The organism is Proteus sp. fly-1008, from assembly GCF_040140305.1.
Lineage (GTDB): Bacteria > Pseudomonadota > Gammaproteobacteria > Enterobacterales > Enterobacteriaceae > Proteus > Proteus vulgaris_B.
In genome coordinates, this window is sequence record NZ_JBEEWH010000012.1 from 51,438 (window position 1) to 72,870 (window position 21,433).

Annotated in this window: 19 protein-coding genes and 1 pseudogene; 16 read left to right on the forward strand and 4 right to left on the reverse strand. The window is 35.8% G+C overall.

From position 1 onward, the window contains the following. Nucleotides 1-6: 6 nt before the first annotated feature. The 13 genes from cdiI (at nt 7) to ABN256_RS16515 (ending at nt 11,841) form a co-directional block, all read left to right on the forward strand. The gene (gene cdiI, locus ABN256_RS16455) at nt 7-372 is read left to right on the forward strand and encodes a ribonuclease toxin immunity protein CdiI (protein ID WP_164526147.1); all 366 of its coding nucleotides are present in this window, start codon (nt 7-9) and stop codon (nt 370-372) included. Between the two features lie 80 nt (nt 373-452). Next, on the forward strand, nt 453-1,322 hold the full coding sequence (locus ABN256_RS16460; RefSeq protein WP_349439761.1) for a VENN motif pre-toxin domain-containing protein: 870 nt from the start codon (nt 453-455) through the stop codon (nt 1,320-1,322). Nucleotides 1,323-1,462: 140 nt separating this feature from the next. After that, on the forward strand, nt 1,463-1,603 hold the full coding sequence (locus ABN256_RS16465; RefSeq protein ID WP_349439762.1) for a hypothetical protein: 141 nt from the start codon (nt 1,463-1,465) through the stop codon (nt 1,601-1,603). A 600-nt stretch (nt 1,604-2,203) separates the two neighbouring features. Continuing rightward, a complete protein-coding gene (locus ABN256_RS16470) occupies nt 2,204-3,619 on the forward strand; it encodes a VENN motif pre-toxin domain-containing protein (RefSeq protein ID WP_349439763.1) in 1,416 nt (471 codons plus the stop codon). Then, nucleotides 3,619-4,218 (forward strand): hypothetical protein, encoded by a 600-nt coding sequence (locus ABN256_RS16475; protein ID WP_196553278.1) that lies wholly within the window; start codon nt 3,619-3,621, stop codon nt 4,216-4,218. The genes ABN256_RS16470 and ABN256_RS16475 overlap by 1 nt, the downstream gene beginning before the upstream one ends. Before the next feature lie 190 nt (nt 4,219-4,408). After that, on the forward strand, nt 4,409-6,436 hold the full coding sequence (locus ABN256_RS16480) for a VENN motif pre-toxin domain-containing protein (protein ID WP_349439764.1): 2,028 nt from the start codon (nt 4,409-4,411) through the stop codon (nt 6,434-6,436). Between the two features lie 514 nt (nt 6,437-6,950). Continuing rightward, entirely contained in the window at nt 6,951-7,124 is a 174-nt protein-coding gene (locus ABN256_RS16485) for a DNA/RNA non-specific endonuclease (RefSeq protein WP_349439765.1), read from the forward strand. After that, entirely contained in the window at nt 7,121-7,453 is a 333-nt protein-coding gene (locus ABN256_RS16490) for a hypothetical protein (RefSeq protein WP_349439766.1), read from the forward strand. The genes ABN256_RS16485 and ABN256_RS16490 overlap by 4 nt, the downstream gene beginning before the upstream one ends. Nucleotides 7,454-7,998: 545 nt before the next feature. Beyond that, nucleotides 7,999-8,202: a hypothetical protein gene (locus ABN256_RS16495; protein WP_349439767.1), complete on the forward strand. Its 204-nt coding sequence runs from the start codon at nt 7,999-8,001 to the stop codon at nt 8,200-8,202. Between the two features lie 69 nt (nt 8,203-8,271). Next, a complete protein-coding gene (locus tag ABN256_RS16500) occupies nt 8,272-9,498 on the forward strand; it encodes a hypothetical protein (protein ID WP_349439768.1) in 1,227 nt (408 codons plus the stop codon). Continuing rightward, on the forward strand, nt 9,482-9,721 hold the full coding sequence (locus tag ABN256_RS16505; protein ID WP_072069916.1) for a hypothetical protein: 240 nt from the start codon (nt 9,482-9,484) through the stop codon (nt 9,719-9,721). The genes ABN256_RS16500 and ABN256_RS16505 overlap by 17 nt, the downstream gene beginning before the upstream one ends. A 228-nt stretch (nt 9,722-9,949) precedes the next feature. Further along, nucleotides 9,950-11,320, forward strand: a complete 1,371-nt coding sequence (locus tag ABN256_RS16510) for a VENN motif pre-toxin domain-containing protein (protein ID WP_349439769.1) — start codon at nt 9,950-9,952, stop codon at nt 11,318-11,320. Further along, on the forward strand, nt 11,317-11,841 hold the full coding sequence (locus ABN256_RS16515; protein ID WP_231619313.1) for a hypothetical protein: 525 nt from the start codon (nt 11,317-11,319) through the stop codon (nt 11,839-11,841). Before ABN256_RS16510 ends, ABN256_RS16515 begins: the two co-directional genes overlap by 4 nt. Before the next feature lie 73 nt (nt 11,842-11,914). On the opposite strand, the pseudogene ABN256_RS16520 reads toward ABN256_RS16515, so the two are convergent. Beyond that, nucleotides 11,915-12,049 (reverse strand): annotated as a pseudogene (locus ABN256_RS16520) (IS256 family transposase); the annotation flags it as partial. A 1,179-nt stretch (nt 12,050-13,228) separates the two neighbouring features. On the opposite strand from ABN256_RS16520, the gene ABN256_RS16525 reads away from it, so the two are divergent. Continuing rightward, entirely contained in the window at nt 13,229-13,615 is a 387-nt protein-coding gene (locus ABN256_RS16525) for a hypothetical protein (protein ID WP_349439770.1), read from the forward strand. Nucleotides 13,616-13,814: 199 nt separating this feature from the next. Here the strand turns inward: ABN256_RS16525 and ABN256_RS16530 are convergent, their stop codons facing one another. Further along, a complete protein-coding gene (locus ABN256_RS16530) occupies nt 13,815-15,464 on the reverse strand; it encodes an alpha-keto acid decarboxylase family protein (protein WP_349439771.1) in 1,650 nt (549 codons plus the stop codon). Between the two features lie 148 nt (nt 15,465-15,612). Here ABN256_RS16530 and ABN256_RS16535 point away from each other — a divergent pair, with 148 nt between their 5' ends. Together ABN256_RS16535 and dld are read left to right on the forward strand one after the other, a co-directional pair. Then, nucleotides 15,613-16,500: a LysR family transcriptional regulator gene (locus ABN256_RS16535; protein WP_349439773.1), complete on the forward strand. Its 888-nt coding sequence runs from the start codon at nt 15,613-15,615 to the stop codon at nt 16,498-16,500. 233 nt (nt 16,501-16,733) lie between these two features. Further along, entirely contained in the window at nt 16,734-18,503 is a 1,770-nt protein-coding gene (dld, locus tag ABN256_RS16540) for a D-lactate dehydrogenase (RefSeq protein WP_349439774.1), read from the forward strand. 60 nt (nt 18,504-18,563) lie between these two features. Here the strand turns inward: dld and ABN256_RS16545 are convergent, their stop codons facing one another. Beyond that, nucleotides 18,564-19,553: a DUF4917 family protein gene (locus ABN256_RS16545; protein WP_349439776.1), complete on the reverse strand. Its 990-nt coding sequence runs from the start codon at nt 19,551-19,553 to the stop codon at nt 18,564-18,566. A 161-nt stretch (nt 19,554-19,714) separates the two neighbouring features. Next, entirely contained in the window at nt 19,715-21,145 is a 1,431-nt protein-coding gene (gene sbcB, locus ABN256_RS16550) for an exodeoxyribonuclease I (protein WP_349439777.1), read from the reverse strand. Between the last annotated feature and the right edge of the window lie 288 nt (nt 21,146-21,433).

Sequence of the window (21,433 nt, forward strand, 5' to 3'; positions counted from 1 at the left end):
TGCTATATGAAAAAAGAATTATTTGAACGGTTTGATGTTAATGCTGGTTTAAATCCAATCATTATATCATATTTTGATAGAATGTATAAAGATGGAAGGTTTGTAGAGGCAATAGAGCTCTTATCAAAAAAATGGGCACTAAATACAGATGGAGCTTATTGTCACTTTCCTGATATGGATAGTTTTGATGTCGAAGATCATTTTAAAGGCGTTGAAATTGCAATAGGTTATCCGCCAACGGAGGAAGATACTGTTATAGTTGATGAAAATACTTTCTATCATTATGTTCGCTTGGCTTGTGAAAAATATTTAAAGTTGCATCCCGAAAACAAAGAAATTATAGATAGTTTACTGTTAAAAATGCCATTCTAGTGTAATAATTTTGACCCAGTCCCACTCAGGGTTCTCCTTAGCTGTATTATTCCTCCTCAGCCAGCTATTTACCGCTTAAGGTGAGTTGTGGTATCTCACTGTTATATTCAGCGCACGGTTTACTCAATGCCGGCCTTGCATTAGCAAAAGGTGAAACCGTGGGCATTTTATCGCACTCACTGTATGGCAAAACCCCAGAAGAACTGACTGAAACTGAAAAGCAAAATATAAGTGCATGGGCAACGTTAGCTTCAGGCATTGCTGGTGGTTTAGTGGGTGATAATAGCGCAGGCGTCGCCAATGCCGCCCAAGCTGGGAAAGTGGTGGTTGAGAATAATTATTTAACAGCCAAACAAATAATTACATGGCTTGAAAAGTATTATCTTGCTTCTACGGATGAAGAAAAGAAACATTTAGTTGGCTTAGGAAATAATGTTGATGCAGAACAACAGAAAAAAGCGATAGAAACTAGGATCACTAAAGAACATTTGGTTCAACAACAAGATGAATTGATCTTACTTATTCAATCAGCAAATTGTAATGCTCATTGTAAATCAATTACTGAATCTAATATCAAAAAACTGGATCCTATCATTGAACATTATAGTGAGTTACAGCGAGGGAATAATATTCCACGAGCTATTGTTGCGACGACAACATTAGGCTTACCAATAATGAGTAAGGCAATTAGTCCCTATGTTTCTAGTTGGTTAGGTAGCACAACTGTCGCTAGCCGTGTGATAGGTGTAACAACTACAGGTACAGCAAATTTAGGCATGCAAGGGTATAATATTTACCAAGACCCAGAAACTAGCTTTAGCTATGCAAGCTTTGGTTCTTCTTTGTTAACACCAGGAATAACACCAGGAATGGGGTATTGGGGAACGCTCACAACCAATACAAACGCTCACAACCAATACAACTGGTGCGGGTATTTCAAGTTTAATTGATGGACAATCACCTTGGGTCTCAATGGGAGGCGCATTAGCTGGTTCAACAGTCGGCTATGGAGGCACAAAATGGTTAACTCCTCGTCTTGAAAATAAATTTAATCCTTTCTAGTGGGTTTAAAGAACGCCCATTTGTCGTAATGCCATCAATGACAGCTCCACCGAGTGTATCAGTAGTACCAAGTATTGTTGGAAGTGGTGCTGGTGCTCTAGGTGCTGAAGGTGCGAATAAAATAGTTACAGATAAAATAGAAAAATTGAATGACAAGGAACAAAAATGAAATTGTTTAAATATTTTATTCTACTTTGGGTTGCATTCTCTTTTATGGTTTTTTTTATTCTATTAATAATAAAAACTCTAATAGAATTAATGTTTTATTGCTTAATAGAATATAGTCTTTTTTCTCTTACTAAAGAGAATATTATAGATTATATATGCTTGGGAATAGGATTTGGTTTTTTCTTTAGTATAGTAGCTTGCTTAGTTAGTTATCTTGAACATAAAAGACACTAATATTCTTACAAAGAAAAAATTAGCGTCACACTGGGTCTTGTATGACTACCCTATTTTTCAGCCAACTGGATTATTAACAATCTGGTTTGGCGTATGAAGGGGGTAACATTAAACTCATTCAGTTAATTACCTATAATAGTTAGTTAGAGGTTCGCTATTTAGTACTAATCCTTTGGCGCTAGTTTTTCAAATCTAAATTACGACCAATTTCTATCAAGCCCTTTCAGAAATTAAAGATAACGTCACTGAACGTGATATTCAAAACTACCTTTTCCAACAACGTTTACAGGACTATACCAACCAATCTGACTTTGGTACGGGCGGTAACACCCGAGCTATTCAAGCTATCACGGCATTTACGCAAGGTATGATGGGTAACAACATTGTTACCGCGATTGCCAATGGTTCCGCCCCTTATCTTGCCCATGAAGTGAAAAACCAAATCCAAGGTAACCGTGTTGAAAGTGATATTCAGCGCACGATAGCGCATGGTTTACTCAATGCGGGTCTTGCACTGGCAAAAGGCGAAAATGCGGCGGCACAAGCCACTGGGGCAATGACCGGCGAAACGGTGGGTATTTTATCGCACTCACTTTATGGCAAAACCCCCGAAGAACTTACCGAGGCTGAAAAGCAGAATATAAGTGCATGGGCAACGTTAGCTTCCGGCATTGCCGGCGGTTTAATCAGCGATAATAGCGCCGGAGTTGCCAATGCCGCCCAAGCCGGGAAAGTGGTGGTTGAGAATAATGCGATAGGTGCTACTAAGCCAATCATAAAAGGCTTAGAAAAGGGTTACGAATCATGCATGAAAAATGTGACCTGTCGAAATAGTCTTATGCAATTAGGGGTAAATTTTGGTTTAACATCAGCACAAATTCAAGAAGCCATAGACGCAGGAAACGCTGCTAGAAATGGTGATATAGAAGCTATGAGGAACCTTTTACCGGAACAGGTTGCTTATATTGATGAACAAATAATTCATGACAAAGGGCTCGCAAGGTTAATATTTGGATCTGAACCTTGGGGTGACAGACTTGGTATACCATCACATACTGGTGGTAATCAGATACCAGACCAAGGGCAGAATAATACTGGTGGTAACCAAATACATGATCAGCTTTGGACGGATACTGGTGGTGACCAGATACCTAAACCAAGAGATAACTTTACAGAAACACCACTACCCGAAAAACCAACACTAGATGATGTTGTCTATCTGGACAAGATCACTCAAGGTGAACATGCAATAGAAGATGCTCTGAAAAAGAATTTAGAAGTAAGTCAGAAAGGAAATGAATCTTCGAAGTTTGGTGATTATTTAACTAAAGAAGAACAAATATTTGCGACTAAGGCTCATCAAGAACTTATCAATGAAATAGGTAAGTTTAAATCTAATACTCAAGCTGAAAAAATTGCAACAATGATTGGTGCTTACGATTCTAAAACAGGTAAAACAGCCGTAGGATATAGCAATAAAGAAATTACTGCAGATTCGCTACACCCAACAACAGTAGATTATATTAAGAAACAGTTAGGAGTCGAAATAGGTGAGTTTACTCATTTTTGTAAAAATAAAGTTGGTGCATGTGCTGAGGTATCGGCGGCAGATTCATTGGTTCGCCAAGGTGCTAAACCTGAAAATATTAAATTTACTGATGCATTAAGACCTAAAGCATTTAGGCAAGCATCTAGTCAAAAGAATGGAAATTTAAATTCAGAAAAGATAATTATTGAAACATGCGATAATTGTAAAGTCACATGGCCAAAGGAAATAAAATAATGAATACATCAAACAGTCATTGGGAACCCGGTTTTGGTACTATTTATACTTGGTTTGCAATGGATAAAAATGGAAAGATAGCTGTAATGGTTAATAATTGTTGGGGCTGGTTACCTAACTCTCTTTTATCAATTAATAACTTTGAAAATTTATTAGATGAACTCAATGAATTTAAGTGGGAAGAATCAGAAAAATATACTACATATCCTGAAAATAAAAATGGAAAAACTATTCTTGATTTATACTCATCTCTTGTATATCGAGGTTTCAAACATAGAGAAGATATTGAATATTGGGTAAATAGGCATCTGAGTGGAGAACTTAATGAAATTAATATGCCATCTAGAAAAGGCTTTTTTATATATCACGGTATAGAAGGTAATATGGAAGGGGAAGATTATCCGGTTGGTTTTACTGGAAAAACTAAAATGGGTGATTATTTTAGGTACTTAGTACCAACGATATACGCTTCAATCTATGACTTTCCTGAAGAATTACGTCATGGAATAGCCGTTTCTGATACAGTAGATTTTACTCTCAATAGAGTATTGGATAACGATAAAATTGATGAATACTTTCCAAGAATGTATAGCAAGTAATAGTATTACTAAGGATATTTTAGCGTAAGCGAAGATCTCCTTAAGTTTTTATACGTTACTCACTCCTTATTCAACCAGATAGTCAACTGTTTAGTTTAGCCATGTTGGGGAACCGTATTCCCACATGGTTCCGTGTTAACTTGTTATTTAATCAGCCTTATTTGCAGGCAATCAAGGGTTTGATATTAGCGTGGGTAAACATACCCAACTTGATGGTGCCGTGATCAGCAGTACCGCAGAGGCTAAAAATAATCAGCTCGATACAGGCACATTAGGCTTTAGTGATATCCATAACTACGCAGAATATAAAGTTGAGCATCAATCTGGTGGTGTAAGTACTTCAGGTGGCGTTGAAGGCAATATGCTGGCGAATATGGGGCACGCTTTAGCAATGGCAGGCAACCATAGTGACAGCGCTGAGAACACCACTCAATCTGCGGTATCACAAGGCACATGGACAGTACGTGATAGCGACAATCAACAGCAAGATATCGCGCAATTAAGCCAAGACACCGATAACGCCCACAGCACGTTAAATAAAATCTTCGACAAAGAAAAAGAGCAAAACCGCCAACAGAAACAGCAATTAGTGGGCAAAATTGGTGCGCAGGTTATCGATTTGGCAACCACGGTTGATACCCTTCGTGGCACTAATATTGCCAAAGAAGAGTCAACATTAAATCGCCTTTCAGACACCACTTACGACGATATCTATCAAGCCCTTTCAGAAACTAAAGATAACGTCACTGAGCGTGACGTTCAAAATTACCTTTTCCAACAACGTTTACAGGACTATACCAACCAGTCTGACTTTGGCACGGGCGGTAAATACACCCGAGCTATTCAAGCTATCACGGCATTTACGCAAGGTATGATGGGCAATAGCATTGTTACCGCGATTGCAAATGGTTCCGCCCCTTATCTTGCCCATGAAGTGAAAAACCAAATTCAAGGCAATCGTGTTGAAAGTGATATTCAGCGCACGATAGCGCATGGTTTACTCAATGCGGGTCTTGCACTGGCAAAAGGTGAGAATGCCTTAGTGCAAGCCGCTGGGGCAATGACCGGCGAAACGGTGGATATTTTATCGCATTCACTTTATGGCAAAACCCCCGAAGAACTTACCGAGGCTGAAAAGCAGAATATAAGTGCATGGGCAACGTTAGCTTCCGGCATTGCCGGCGGTTTAATCAGCGATAATAGCGCCGGAGTTGCCAATGCCGCCCAAGCCGGGAAAGTGGTGGTTGAGAATAATTATCTGAGTTTTGATGAGGCTCGTGCGTTTGATAAAGAAATGACAATATGTAAAGCAGCTGGTGAGAATTGCCAGCCTATCATTGACAAATATGCCAAAATTCATGGAAAAAATTCAGAAGAATTTAGAAAGGCATGCCAAAGAAACTCATTAGAATGCACAGCTGGCTATGAAAGGCTCAAGCTGAATGGAGGAATTTCGGCGGCCGAGAGACCAACATGGCTTTATGGTTCTTTAGATAATGAAGATGTTAGAAATGCTGTATTGTATATTAATAATCAGGATATTGAATTTGCTAATAAACACTCAGATAACTGGGACAGATTTGCCTCCTTTGTTGGAGAGCCAGAAAATGTTTTCGGATTGTACCTAGGTGGCAGGGCATTATTTAATTCAGCAGCCTCAGCAGAGGCTAAACTGATAGGAACTGGATTGAGTATGAGTGCAAATGCAGGTGTACAAATATACAACGGTAATACTGGTGATAAATTTGATTATCTAAGCTTTGGGCTAGCAGGCTTTACCGGTTGGACAGGAACAGGTCGAAATCTACATTCCAATGTTCAATTAAACGCAGGTAGTGCTTATTTAGGGAGTAAAATAGCAGGCGAAAATTCAGAAGCTGCAGTGGTTGGAGCTATATTTGGAACAACGCTGGGGTATGGGCTTGGTTTTGGGGTCACTAATTATTGGGAAAAGCAATTGATTAAGCGTCATTTTGGTATGCCAGTAAGCCGTTATGCATTAAAGTATACTGAAATACCTTTTTATTCCAATTATATATCGCAGGAATTTACATTACCCCCATTTCCTGGGATTGCAGGAGGTGCTTTGGGTTCTGGTTTTCTGGAATATAGTGGAGCAGGGATGAACAGTAATATTACAAGTGATCAAATAATAGAAAAAAATGATATTAGTAATAAAATGACTAGTGATAAAGTGAATCAAGAGGATAAACGTTAATGAAACTATCATTTAACCACTTAATTTTATTGATTTTTATTTGTATTATTACATGTTCGTTAGGTTTTGTAGCGTCTGAGTGGCTACTGACTAATAAGAGCGTATATCAGCTTAATTGGATAGATAGCTTGGAGCTTGGTAGTCTACTTGGTGGGGGGATTGGCATTACTTTTTGGTTAATGTTTCACTTTAATATTAAATGATGCGTTTGTTTAAATAATTATATTCATCAGTAGTATTATCTTTTTTTTAGTAGAATTTTTTTATTTTATTCAGATAATCCAAATTTACTTAAAGTCAATGAAATAAAAAACATTATAGAGTTAGCGATATCAACCGAAATGACTAATATAGAATCCCAAGAAAAAATTAACAATATTAGTGAACAGAAAAGAGACTAAATAATAAATTAATTATATTCTATAAAAAATTTTTTTGTTCATGTTTTTAGTGTCTGGTGAAAAATAAACATAGTGTAAATGGATTCTAATTTAAATCGTACTGAATGGAAAAAATGGAGAATATATGGGCAAGATCGTTAAAAGATAATAAAGAGATAAGTGTTAAGATAGAGCCTGTATATATAGAAAATGGTGATAGACCAAGTAGTATTAACGTTACATACAAAAAAGGGAATGAACCTCATAAAGAAAAAACGTTTATTAATGAACCTAAAGGTGAAAAATGAAAACAGATCAGGAAATATATAATAATATAGGTGTGTTATTATATGATATAGCTCCTAATGGTGCTAAAAAGATAAATATGAGGGCTAGTTTATCAGTGGAAGGTAATACATGTGAATATGAATATGATTATATTGATAATGAAAATTTATTAAAATGGTTTACAGCTGGTGGTGTTGCAAATACAAAGATGCTTCACTATTTGGTTGAATTAAGAAACTATTATATAGAAAATAATTTAACTAATGGTCTACCTATTTGGAAAGGCTGTGAAGTAACTTTAGATTTGGAAACAATGAAAATTAATATGGATTTTAGGTACGAAGATTAAAGTAAGATACTCCAAAATTGTAATTTATATTGTGTATTTGCCTGCTTTTGATGTGTTAGTTTATAATTAAAAGTAGGCAACTTTAGACGAAGTTTTTTAGAGTGTTTTTTTACCTGCGTTCGTAAAAGAAATGAATAATCGAAATTGACTTTAATAAGTTGATTCGAAAGCCTCTAATTAAATTGTTTAATGTGAGTTAAATAGCGAGTAGATATAGTATTTGGAAATAATTATTTAAAACTGAGCTGTTTATAGTATTGGTTATATTTAAATGAAAATATTCTTTGGGCTATATAGAAGAACAGGTTAAGAATATGAGTATTCTAATATTACCTACGGCTATGAATGGAGTGCAAATATTCAAATTTTATGACAGAAAGCTTTAAATTAAGTCCTCTCCCAGGGATTGTAGGTGGGGTAGCTAGTTCATTTGAATTAGAGCTAAGTGGTAGTCTATTAGGATGATATATTATGAAAAATAAGGATGTTAAAGAGGATAACAATGAAGATCAACATTATTTAGAATTAGATAAAGGTGCATATTAATGAAACTCTCAATATATTCCTTATTTTTTATGATTTTTATATATGGTTTATTTTTTTCTTTTTTATCTTTATCAGGAGAATGGCTTTTAACAGATCAAAGTATAAACCAATTAGATTGGGTGAATTCTATCAAACTAGGTGGCTTCATTGGTAGCAGTGTTGGAACAGTCGTTTGGATTGTTATGAGATTTAATATTCGTTAGCTTTTGATAGGTTATAAATATAAAAAATTCGCTACAGCGCTACAGCGCTACAGAGAGTATAAAACCACAGTGACAGCGCTGAAAACACTACCCAATCTGCGGTATCACAAGGCACATGGACAATACGTGATTGCCAATGCCGCCCAAGCTGGGAAAGTGGTGGTTGAGAATAACTTTTTGGGGGATATTTCATGTGAGGCATTGGATAAAAGCCGTGAGGCGTTACGAGAAAACAAATATACGGAGAGGGATGTTCGTGAGTTGCTGGCGCTGGAAGTCCGTGACCAAATCAGCGATGAGCTGCTAAATCAATATCGGAAAGATCCTGCGTCTCTGACGCCGGAGCAGCAACAGCGATTCGTGCAGGAATTACAGCAATATGCCTATGAAAAAACTCAGTTGTACGGTACAGAAACTGCTGAACAGTTGGTCATTTTGTTGTTAAAAGAGGGAGACTCATCGCTGATCCCAAACAAAGGGTTCCCATACGCGGGTAGCACCGACGCGAAAAATGCTTGGGCGGATCGGGAAAGACTACAGGTGTATGAGCAAGACGGATGGCTGGGTGCTCTGAACTGGACGCGTACACAAACAGAAGAAGAAAAACTATTCAAAAAAGCCAATAATCTAGTCAATACGTATGGTTACCATAGAGATAATGCGGCTATAGGCGATGCTCCCCTTCAGGTATTGCAGGGAGGTGTAGCAAGCAAAGTTATGGCGCCGTTATTGGGTGGGGCAGGCAGAATGGCAACATATTTCTTGGGGGATGGAGTAGGCAAAATGATGCTTACAACCGGAACAATAGGAGCTACAGCAAATGCTGGGATTCAATATGTGTTTACAGGAGAAGTCAACCCGGTGGATGTGGTGTTTGCTTTTGGGACGGGCAGCATGACGGTGTACACGAAATTAGGGGGAACTGTTGCTTGGAATGCAGGCATGGGGGGAGCTTTAAGCATATTTAAAGGTGATGATCCTTCTGCAATCTTTACAAATACGTTCAGTGCAGGTCTTGGTTCTAGTATGGGGTATAGCTTCGCGGGTAAGCCTATCAGTTATGGATGGAATCAATATAGATTGTGGAAAACAGAAGGTTGGGATCCCAAATACAACCCTAAATTGCAGGGGGGAGCTATAAACGGATTATACGGACTTTCGAAGGATATGAAACCGAGCATAGTTCCTGGTCTTTTGGGAAATATGGGGGCTGCTGGTCTAACTGAAACAACAAATGCTCTGATGCAAGAGGAAATTAAAAAGATTAAGGAGAAAATGGATGAGAGCAAAAAATGAACAACTAATGTTTGTGGTTATAATGAGCATTATATGTGGGCTTGCCATGTTTCTAATAATTATAATATTCTTTTTTATTGGCAAATGCCTAATTTGGTGGTTTGTAAGTGGAGAGTTTACTTTTTCTTATGAGTATGTGAAAAAGGCTTTTAGGGTAGGTTTGATCACAGGTCCAATAGCTGGAGTAGGGACTTGGTTTGCAGAATATAAGTTACGTAGATGATGTTAAGATCCCAGTCCAAGTGCTGGGATTTTCCTTTTAGCTACTACTCTGTCTCAATGATCCGGATAATCAACTGCCTGTGGTCAATGCACAGACCTACACCGGTTGCCCAGCTACAAATTCTGCCGTTTTCAGCAAGTATGACAGGATCACACCAACCAATCTGACTTTGGTACGGGCGGTAAATACAACCGAGCAATCCAAGCTATCACGGCATTTACGCAAGGTATGATGGGTAACAACATTGTTACCGCGATTGCCAATGGTTCCGCCCCTTATCTTGCCCATGAAGTGAAAAACCAAATCCAAGGTAACCGTGTTGAAAGTGATATTCAGCGCACGATAGCGCATGGTTTACTCAATGCGGGTCTTGCACTGGCAAAAGGCGAAAATGCGGCGGCACAAGCCACTGGGGCAATGACCGGCGAAACGGTGGGTATTTTATCGCACTCACTTTATGGCAAAACCCCCGAAGAACTTACCGAGGCTGAAAAGCAGAATATAAGTGCATGGGCAACGTTAGCTTCAGGGATTGCCGGCGGTTTAATCAGCGATAATAGCGCAGGCGTCGCCAATGCCGCCCAAGCCGGGAAAGTGGTGGTTGAGAATAATTTTTTGCATGCTGAAAAAATCATTACTTTCGTTGGTGAATTCGCTAATGCAAAAACACCAGAAGAGAGAGAAAAGTTACAACAAGATATTGATAAACTAGACAATAAACTTCAGGCACAGGCTGAAGGATGGGGAATATCAACCAATGAGATGAAGAGTGCTTTAGATAGCTTGAAAACATTGGAAGGGTTACCTGATTGTAATGTGCAATGCCAAGAAATGGTTAGAGATTCAATATCTAAACTCAAGCCTGCATTAGAAAAAAGGATCGCTAATCATTCATCGCAAACAGAGAACCTAAAAGAGCTAACGGGTATTTTAGCAGCTGTGATTGTGATGAATGAAAATGGATTGATTGATGGACGTTCGAAAGGGAGTAATACATCATCGACGGCAAAGCCAGGTGTAACACCAACAAAGCCAAATGAAAAAATACCGCCGAAAACTACGCCTAGTCAGATTAATGGTGATAAGTTAAATAACTATCAAGTTCACGACTTGAAACAAGTGACTGATCCTGCACTGAACTTAAATGTAATTAGGCAGGAAACAAAACAATATCTTAAGTTAGGCGCCCAAAAAGAGGATGCTGCGGTGAGTTATGCTACAGCATCGGTAACTGTAAATGGTAAAACAGAGCATTATCTTTCAGTGAGTGGTAAATCTTGGTCTGGTCAATCACCAGATACAGTGAATATTGGTGGGATAAACTATAAAGTTATACGGGATGATAAAAATAGTTTTACTAGTATTGGTGATATTGATGCTAAGAAAACAAATTTTAATCATGCGGAACAAAAATTGTTTAACCATATTCAAGATGCTTATAAAGGAAAAGAAGCTGATGTGAATATGGCAATACAAAATACATCTAAACGAGATCCAGGAATGTGTGTTGGTTGTGGTTATACAAGCCAAAACTTTGCTGAGAATAATAAAAATCTTAATGTAACTATTTATCAAGGCTCTACGGGAGGAAATAAATGATAAACCATGAATTAATCGAATTTCTACACTCAGTTTATCCAGAATTACCTATCGATGTTAGCTATATGCGAGGTTATTCTGATGATGAAATAAAAAAAATCGAACGTTTATATGATATCGAAGTGAAAGATCAGCTATATGATTTTTTAACTAGCATAGGGCGTTGTAGTGGTGGTCTTTTTGGTGATGACCCTCTTGTTTTTTATCAAGGACAAAAAACAATTAGAGGTGATATTTTGTTTCAAATAGGATCGAGGCAAGACTTGGCCTCTATACAGAGACATGATTTATTACCACAAAAACCATTTTTTATCTCAGTAGAAAGCTATACACAGTACTTTTTTTTACTCACAAATTCTGAATTTCCTAATCGTGTTTATCAGTATGATGAGAATGAGGAAACAGTTAAGGCTACTGATTGGGATCTAAAAAATTATTTGAGGCATATTATTAATGTGTATACTCGAAATTATAAAATAAAAGCGCCTTTTGATGAATGCGGAGAACTTATTTTAATTTAATTGGTATTTACATTGGAGCCTGTAGATAACTTTGTGTAAGTAACCCATGTATTATTTGTAGGTGGTCATTTATTCAACTATCAAAGTGGATCATAAACCAGTTCATTGCTGAGCGCCAATTTTGTATCAGCATGGTCCACTTTTTTACTGATTTATCCGATGAAAATATCTTTCTTTCCTTTGTCATATGCCTAATAACGCTGTTCAGTAATTAGCTGGTTCAACATTCGGCTACGGAGGCACAAAATGGTTAACTCATCGTCTTGAAAATAAATTTAATCCTTGGTCTAGCGGGTTTAAAGAACGCCCATTTGTCGTAATGCCATCAATGATAGCTCCACCGAGTGTATCACCAATGCCTGGAATTATAGGTAACCTCCTTGGATCTGCGGGTTCAGAATATTTAAATAAAGAGACTAGCGAAGTATTGAAGGAAATCACAATAGAGAACGAAAATGAAAGTAATTAATTATTTTTTAATGTTGTTTTTTGTTACTTTATACTGGTTTTTATTACATTCTTATTGCTTGGTTTTATTGTTGAATTTATTCATTATATGAAATTAGGTGTTTTTTATATTGATATATTTTTTTTAAAAAAACCGATTGTTTTTGGGGGGAGTATTTGGTTTGAGTTTTAGTGGTATTCATCTATTTGTGAATTATTGGGAAAATAAACATTGAGTGGCTAAGTCAATCATTAAATAGATATTAACTTTGTAGTGTCCAGCCAGACATCAGTCTGTAATTATTATCACTAAAGGGCGCAAGACATAATGCTGATTATACGTGATTGGGTAGTATCAATTGTACATAATCTCCTAGTGTTATGTTGAATTGCCCTGTGGTGATGAAGACCATAGTTAATTGAATTATCAACGATCCAGCGTAGCATGTGAGGATAAAGCGATTTCTAACCATAAATTTTAGTAAATTCGATTAATTATCCATGATGTCAGTTTTGGAATCGCTATTTAGTACTAATTCTTTGACGCTAGTTTTTCAAATCTAAATTACGACCAATCTCTACCAAGCCTTTATGATTTTTTAACCAGCATAGGGCGTTTTAGTGGTGGTCTCTTTGGCGATGATCCTCTTCTTTTTTATAGAAATCAAAAAAACAATAAGAGGAAGTATATTGATGTAATCAGGAATGAGAGAGGAACTACCTACTATTCAATAGTATGATTTATTAGATAAAAAAATCACTTTTTATCTCAGTGGAAAGTTATACTCAGTACTACTTTTTACTTACAGCAACTGATGATCCTAATAAAATTTATCACTATGATGTAAAAAAACCTTTTGATAGAGATAGTGAGCTTATTATCATTTAACTAAAATATCTATTTCCATATACAAAGTGATTAATTCTCAAGGTGCTTATGATGATGAAGTCTAGTGATAATTTAAAATGGTTGAAAGAAAGTGAACATTATCTCTATGAAAATAATGGTGGAGATTTATTCTACTTATTAGAGACGATGTATAAAATGGAAAAAATGAATTTTAGACAATTTATTTATGATGCATCTAGGGGAATTGGTAATGTTATTTGTGAAGGTTCTGAATATGTATTAGATATGGATTTAGATGATCCCGCTGATTTTCAAGAGGTAACTTTTTTTATTGGTGATTATGAATCTTCAACTATATCACCTAAAAATTTTGTTGAATTAATGCGAGTTATATCAAAAAACTATATAAAAGAAAATCCTCAAGATAAAGATTCGGTAGCATCTTCGATGTCAAAACTTGAATTACGTTATTTATAATTAATAACATAAATTTTGTATTATTAGTAAAATAAAAATCAATTAATTGTAAACTCATGGAATTATAAATTAATTTATATTTTACTATGTTATGTTTACATCTAAATAAAGCCTAGCTAAAAAAGATTAAAATAATAGCTAGGCTTTTTTATAGCCTAATAAAATGAGTTTATTTAAGATTTAGTTTTACATGTTTACGTTAAAACGAATAAAGCGAATCTTTAGACTCTTTTAATTTTTGTGCTAATTCAGAAGCTTCATATCGCTCTGTTACTATTTCGATGTAAGAGGCACTTTCTATTGATTCGGCTATTTCAAGTGCTTTATTTAATTCATCTATCGTTGTAACTTTCTCACAATGCCAATCTTTTGCACCGAAAGCTTTAGGCAATTGATGATAATTCCATTGAGCAAGATCGTTATAATAAGCTTCGGGATAATCACACAACAGTCGTTCAATTAAATAACCGTCGTTATTTAAAACAAGAATGATTGGTTTTAGTCCAAAGCGAACAAATTGGCTAATTTCTTGTACGGTTAATTGATGTGAGCCTTCACCTGTAATTAAAATAACGCGTTTTTCAGGCGCGGCAAGTGCAGCACCAAATGAAGCTGGTGTTGCCCAACCAATAGAGCCCCACAGTGTTTGATTATGAAATTGTGCACCTTCGGGTAATAAAGTAAAACCTAATCCCATTGATGAGGTGCCTGTTTCAGCAATAATAATATCATTAGGTTTAAAGAATTTTTCTAAACGAGGATAAAGATATTGAGCCGTAATTTCACCATGTTCAGATAAAACCGCGTTGTTTAACCCTTTAGCCTTTATCTGATGATATTTTTTATAAGGTAGTTGTTTTGTGAGCGCGGAGAGAACATCTTCCATATAAATATCGTCATAAACAACAGAATCAATTTCAACATAATCTGACATGATGCTGATAAATTGCGTTGGTTTAATACTGGCGGTAAAACTACCGGTATTAAAGTCTGTCATCATTGCACCGATCCCTAATATATACTCGCTATTTTCGACAAACTCTCTGACATCAGGCGTCATTAATTTTCCATCGTACATCCCAACATATTGAGCATTAGATTCACTTAATATACTTTTATCCATAAACATAGTGGCGTAAGGTAAACCTGTTTTATCAATAAAAGCTTGGACATTATCTGATAACCCTAAACGTGCGGATAAAATACCGGGTAATACGCAGATATTATTGCTTTGTGTAAGCTTATCAATAATCAGTGATGCCACTTTTTCTAATATTTCTTTATCACTTATTGGTTTTTTCGGTGTGGTAACAGATGTATTTTCTATTACTGGCATCACTGCATAATCAGATGGTAAGCCAATATAAACAGGACGACGTTCTTTTAATGCTGTTGCAATTAAACGCTCCATTTCAGCAATACAATTTTCAGGCGTTAATATTGCATGAGCACACGCAAGACGTTGGGCTAATTGATAGAAAATATCAAAATCGCCATTACCTAAGGTATGGTGAACGAGACGTTTGCTTTTTTGTACGCCACTTGCTGGCATACCCACTAAATGAAAAATAGGTAGATTTTCTGCATAAGAGCCTGCAATAGCATTAATCGCACTTAATTCACCCACACCAAATGTTGTCGATAACGCTGCCATACCTTTAATTCGAGCATAACCATCAGCAGCATAAGCCGCATTTAATTCATTGCAGTTACCAATCCAACGCAGATGGTTGTTATTACAAATTGTGTCTTCAATAGGAAAGGCGTAATCGCCGGCAACGCCAAAAATATCACTTATACCTAAGTCATATAATTGGTTTAAAATATATTCAATAACGGTGTTGTTCATATTATCTCCATAAAATCAGAATAATAATCTCTAAAAATAGAATTATTCATTTATATTATGCTTAATGTTTTATCGCGGATATTATTTGATATGAAATGGTTTATTATTATTGATGGTATAACTAAATGTAATAAGGTAAGTATTGCTAATGGATATTCGCACGCTTCGCTATTTTGTTGAGGTTGTTCAATTAAATGGGTTTAGCCGAGCAGCTGATGCATTGTTTATTACGCAACCTGCGATTAGTCGCAGTATTAAAAAATTAGAAGATGAATTAGGTGTTGTTTTATTAGTGAGAGAGGTCAATGGTGTAAGGTTAACTGATGATGGTGCAATACTTTTTGAACATGCAAAAAAGATACTCACGCAATTTAATAGTATGAATAAAGCTATACAAGACAAGTCTGGACCATTGACAGGGGCATTAAATGTGGGATTACCTCCGGTAATAGCTTCGACATATTTTGCCGACATTATTATGGCATTTAGTTCTCTACACCCTCAGGTTGAACTAAAAATATTTGAATTAGGAACTAAACAAATGGCAGAAGCGATGATAGAGGGAAAAGTAGAAACCGCGGCCGTAGTATTACCTTTTAATAATGATATATTTGAATTAACACCTTTTTCAGAAGAAAGCTTGATGCTATTAGTGTCTCCATCACATCCTTTAGCCATCAAAAAAGAAGTACATTTTAACGAGTTGATTAATGAATCATTTATTTTCTTCTCTGAAGATTTTCGCATTAATGATTTAGTTTATAGTGCCTGTGGTATTTATAATACAACGCCTATTGTTGCGGGACGTAGCAATCATTTAGATTTAATTATAGCGATGGTAAAAGCGGGTGTAGGTGTAACGCTACTGCCTAGGAGTATGTGCAATAAAAATCCCATAGGTGATTTAGTGGTACTTCCTGTTGTTGAACCTATATTGTCATATCAATTGGCATTAGCAAATAATAAAAATGGTTATAAAAGTCGAAGTTGCCAAGCATGGGATCGACTAGCAAGAGAAAAGCTAATAATAGAATAAAATAGCAAATTGAGGCTTATCTATATTCTGTTTAAGAAATAAATATCAAAAATATTTTTAAATAACAAAAATGGCTGAACACAAATTATGTTATTTTTTTTTGGAAATGTGGATAGCAGTATAAAAGCAGTTATATAAATGATAAGTTTATATTTTGCACGTAGCCTTATGAGTAATAATAAAAGCGAGCAAAATACAAATTAATCAGACAAGACAGGAATAGGATAGGGAAAATGAATGAGAGTAATAGCTCTGTAAATCAACATTTTATTCGTAAACTTGAAAGTATTGTTGGTAAAAAACAGGTATTAACACAAGCACATAAAACAGAACGTTATCGTAAAGGCTTTCGTTCAGGACAAGGAAAGGCATTAGCAGTTGTATTTCCTGCCAATTTATTAGAACAATGGCGTGTTTTTAAAACCTGTGTTGAAGCTGATAAAATTATTATTATGCAAGCGGCGAATACGGGACTAACAGAAGGTTCGACGCCTAATGGCGATGATTATGATAGAGATATTGTGATTATTAGTACATTACGTCAAGATAAAATACAGGTTCTCTCAGAGCATAATCAAGTTATTGCCTTTCCTGGTAGCACGCTGTGGCATTTAGAAAAAGTATTAAAGCCATTAGGACGTGAACCTCATTCTGTTATTGGCTCGTCTTGTATTGGTGCTTCTGTTATTGGAGGGATCTGCAATAACTCCGGCGGAGCTTTAGTTCGTCGAGGACCTGCTTATACAGAATTATCGCTGTATGCACGTGTTAATGAAAAAGGCGAGGCTGAATTAGTTAACCATTTAGGAATTGATTTAGGCGAAACCCCAGAAGAGATTTTAACCAATTTAGATAATCGTCATTACCATGAGAAACAAATACAAGCGACAGAAAAATTAGCATCCGATCATGAATATCATGAACGTGTGCGTGATGTAGATGCCAATACGCCTTCTCGATTTAATAATGATGAACGCCGTTTATATGAGGCCGCGGGGAGTGCGGGTAAATTATCTGTTTTTGCTGTGCGATTAGATACATTCCCAGCGGATCATCGTACTCAAGTCTTTTATATTGGTACTAATAATCCTGACGAGCTAGAAGATGTTCGTCGCCATATTTTAAGTCATTTTAAAAAGCTTCCTGTTGCAGGAGAGTATATGCATAGAAGCTACTATAAAATGGCTGAAGTGTATGGAAAAGATACATTTTTAGTGATTGATAAATTGGGTACAGATAAAATGCCTATTTTATTTACCGTGAAAGGGCGAGTAGATGCGGTATTAAATAAAGTCCCTTTTTTACCTAAAAATATGGTCGATAGAACCATGCAGTTTATGAGCAAATTATGGCCAGCTCATTTACCCGAACGTATGACAGATTTCCGCGATAAATATGAACATCATTTAATGTTAAGAATGGCTGATGAGGGCATTGAAGAGGCATCAACCTATTTAAAAGAATACTTTAAACAAGCTTCGGGTGATTATTTTGAATGCACTGAAGAGGAAGGGAATAAAGCATTCTTGCACCGTTTTGCTGCTGCTGGTGCCGCTGTTCGTTATCATGCTGTTCATGTGAATGACGTTGAAGATGTATTGCCATTAGATATTGCATTGCGTCGTAATGACAAAGATTGGTTTGAAAAATTACCACCAGAAATAGAAAGTAAATTACTTTATAAACTCTATTGTGGTCATTTTATGTGCCACGTTATGCATCAGGACTACATTATTAAAAAAGGTGTTGATGCGAAGGCGCTAAAAGAAGAAATGTTAGCGTTATTAGATAAACGTGGAGCAGAGTACCCCGCAGAGCATAATGTTGGCCATATGTATTATGCGAAGCCTCAATTAAAAGCGTTCTATAAACATAACGATCCAACCAATAGTATGAATCCAGGTATAGGTAAAACCTCGAAATTAAAATATTGGGGAGAAGAGTGTGGCTGTGGGCATGCACATAGTGAACCTAAAATAAGTAACATTGAGAATAAAGAATAAAATTTTATTTCTTTGTGATTGAAAATAATAAAGGCAGGATAAAACCTGCCTTTTGTTTATTTAGTCATTAGCCCATAATGCTTCACTGTTATGAGCAATAAAATGAACATCAATTTCATCAGGGTTAATAAAATGACGAATGCGAGAATAAAAATAATCGCATGTCTCTTCGTAATTATCATTCATAAAAATCACGATCCCAAGATGGTTGATTTTATCAAAAGGGATTTGTTTTAAAATATGTTCATCTTGAGTACCCATACTCCAGCCTAAAATGAGTAAACTATCATTAATGGTTGGAATAGCTTCATGATAAATACGTGTTAAATAGTTACTTGAACGTATGGTTTTTAGTTTTTCCTCACTTGTACCTTCAGAGATAAACAGCGGAGAGTAATTATGATCATCCCAATTTTGACTAATTTGATCGATAAGATGGTTATCACCTTGAATACTTAATTTTAACTCTTCATCATTTTCATTCTTTGCAAGAATAAGATTACCATGAGGATAAAAAACAAGATTAGAACGATTACCTCTGTATTCGCGGTATTCTTCAAAATCTTCATAAAAACTACTACGATTGAAACAATCTTTAAAAAGTGGATATGGATGATTATCATTAACTTGCATGATAGTCCAATAAAGCATAATGTCGTAATTCAAACTGAATATTGTGTCAAATTGCCTAATAAAACTAGCACAATTATTAATTTTATCTCTCACTTTATCAATGCAAGGGTGAATACCTTTCACTGTATTAATTAAGGTTTTTTTCACTTGACTGTGAGCAATATGAATATCATTACAATCAATGTTGAAGATGCTATTAATTACTGTAGCTTGGGTGAACTTTCTTAAAATATATTCAAAATCTTGAGAGTGAAAAGAATCAAAAATATTTTTTACATTTTTTGGCAACTTTGCATTGGAAAATAAATTAGAGTAATTAAAATTAGGATCTATAGCAATTGATGATCCATTTCCTAATAATAAACTTCCTGTAAATAACTCAGAAACAGCATTCCACTCTTTTACATTAAAACGCATAATAACCTCAGTATAAAATATGAGTGGTTATTTTATTTATTTGCATTTAGTTTTTATGCGTAGCTATTCGTAAATATATAATCAATTTATACCTAAAAAGGTGTGTTAATACCAGAGATTATAATAATCTCTGGTATTGATTAATAATTTATTGAATAGTGTTAACTCGCAATTTCTTGAGCATATAAATAAAGCTCTTGTAATTGTTTTAGTTTTTCTTCGTTATCGCTATGTTCTTCTGCTAAAAGCTGGATCGTATTGATATATTCAGTCAGCTTTTCGGGCGTTAACACTTCTTTTCTATGCGCGAGCCAACGCTGTTGCTCATCATAATTTAATGTTGATGGATAATTTCTGGCACGATAACGGAAAAATAACGGCTCCATTCTTGCATCTTCAAAGGTTAAATCTAAAGCAGGTAAATTCTGTGGTTGTGTTGAGCGAATAATGTCCATTGCACTACGATCATTTTCACTGAAAAAACCATTATAAATTTGAGAATCAACATCATCAGAGACAACAAAAGGTGCCTGTTGAGCGAAGAGTTCTACGACTTTATTGCGTATTTCAGGATGTGAAAATAAAATAGCTTGATTATTTAAACAAGTATCAACATCTAAACCAATTCTATCTGCATCTTGTGGTCTTAATGTATTTTGTGGAGCCACAATAGGGCATTTATTAATATGCAGTAATTTAATGGGAACAGGTGGCTCATCAACTGACAATTCACTGCGTGGTGTATATAAACGCTCACGTAATTGGTCTGATGTTAAGGTTAATAATGGGGATATATCGGCAGATAAATCGCACACAATAACAGCATTACGATTATCAGGATGCCATGCCAATGGTGCCACAAGACTTAAATTAGAACGAGCAGCTCCAAACATACCTGAAACATGTACAATTGGCGTCATGGCGGGAATATCAATTAACGCCTGAACTTTACGTTTATCGCGTAAATTAAAGAAATAATCAAACATCCGCGGTTGTGCTTGTTTTAATTTTTTTGCCATCGCAATGGTGGCGTAAACATCAGACATTGCATCATGTGCATTCTCATGAGAGATGCCATTGGCTTTAGTTAATAGCTCTAGACGAAAGCTTGGGAAACCGTCTTCATTTTCAGGCCAAACAATACCTTCTGCACGTAGTGCATAGCAGGCTCGTAATACATCGAGCAAATCCCACCGAGAATTCCCTTTTTGCCAACTATAGGCATAAGGATCATAAAAATTACGATAAAGGATATTACGGGTTACTTCATCATCAAATCGAAGGTTGTTATAACCCATAATACAGCTATTGGGTTGGCTAAATGATTGGTGAATTTGACGAGTAAATTCAGCTTCAATAACACCGTTTTTTAACGCAATTTGTGGTGTTATTCCCGTGATCATTACCGCTTCGGGGTGGGGCAAATAATCGTCATTAGGTTTGCAATAAATAACGAGAGGATCTTCAATTATGTTGAAATCCATATCAGTTCTTATACCTGCAAATTGAGCTGGGCGATCTAGCGCTGGGTGTGTACCAAAGGTTTCGTAGTCGTGAACATAAAATGTGGGCGTTTTCGCTGAATTAGACAAGGTTTCCTTCCATGATTTATTTGCTTGATAGATATGCAGACATGGTAAACCATAAAGTTGAAAACGTGAAATATCAGATTAAAGCAGGTTAATAAAGTTTCTGAGAGAGGGCATTAGCGTGAGGATAAGTAAAAGAATACCCCACTTATATTATCTCTTTTTGTGCGTTTTATTTGAACAATAGCAATGAAAAATAAAAGCAGAGCTAGAACACATAACTCAATGTTGTTAACGTTAACTTTTGTGCTTTATATCACATTATAGTGAGATAGTAGTTTGTTAAGTGAA

Bases quoted from the DNA above. Each gene is read 5' to 3' on its own strand.
- ABN256_RS16530 (WP_349439771.1), bottom strand. From the start codon at position 15,464: ATGAACAACACCGTTATTGAATATATTTTAAACCAATTATATGACTTA.
- ABN256_RS16485 (WP_349439765.1), top strand. From the start codon at position 6,951: ATGGAGAATATATGGGCAAGATCGTTAAAAGATAATAAAGAGATAAGT.
- cdiI (WP_164526147.1), top strand. From the start codon at position 7: ATGAAAAAAGAATTATTTGAACGGTTTGATGTTAATGCTGGTTTAAAT.
- ABN256_RS16490 (WP_349439766.1), top strand. From the start codon at position 7,121: ATGAAAACAGATCAGGAAATATATAATAATATAGGTGTGTTATTATAT.
- ABN256_RS16510 (WP_349439769.1), top strand. From the start codon at position 9,950: ATGATGGGTAACAACATTGTTACCGCGATTGCCAATGGTTCCGCCCCT.
- ABN256_RS16470 (WP_349439763.1), top strand. From the start codon at position 2,204: ATGATGGGTAACAACATTGTTACCGCGATTGCCAATGGTTCCGCCCCT.
- ABN256_RS16525 (WP_349439770.1), top strand. From the start codon at position 13,229: ATGATGAAGTCTAGTGATAATTTAAAATGGTTGAAAGAAAGTGAACAT.
- ABN256_RS16515 (WP_231619313.1), top strand. From the start codon at position 11,317: ATGATAAACCATGAATTAATCGAATTTCTACACTCAGTTTATCCAGAA.
- ABN256_RS16465 (WP_349439762.1), top strand. From the start codon at position 1,463: ATGCCATCAATGACAGCTCCACCGAGTGTATCAGTAGTACCAAGTATT.
- ABN256_RS16495 (WP_349439767.1), top strand. From the start codon at position 7,999: ATGAAACTCTCAATATATTCCTTATTTTTTATGATTTTTATATATGGT.
- dld (WP_349439774.1), top strand. From the start codon at position 16,734: ATGAATGAGAGTAATAGCTCTGTAAATCAACATTTTATTCGTAAACTT.
- ABN256_RS16475 (WP_196553278.1), top strand. From the start codon at position 3,619: ATGAATACATCAAACAGTCATTGGGAACCCGGTTTTGGTACTATTTAT.
- ABN256_RS16535 (WP_349439773.1), top strand. From the start codon at position 15,613: ATGGATATTCGCACGCTTCGCTATTTTGTTGAGGTTGTTCAATTAAAT.
- ABN256_RS16545 (WP_349439776.1), bottom strand. From the start codon at position 19,553: ATGCGTTTTAATGTAAAAGAGTGGAATGCTGTTTCTGAGTTATTTACA.
- ABN256_RS16505 (WP_072069916.1), top strand. From the start codon at position 9,482: ATGAGAGCAAAAAATGAACAACTAATGTTTGTGGTTATAATGAGCATT.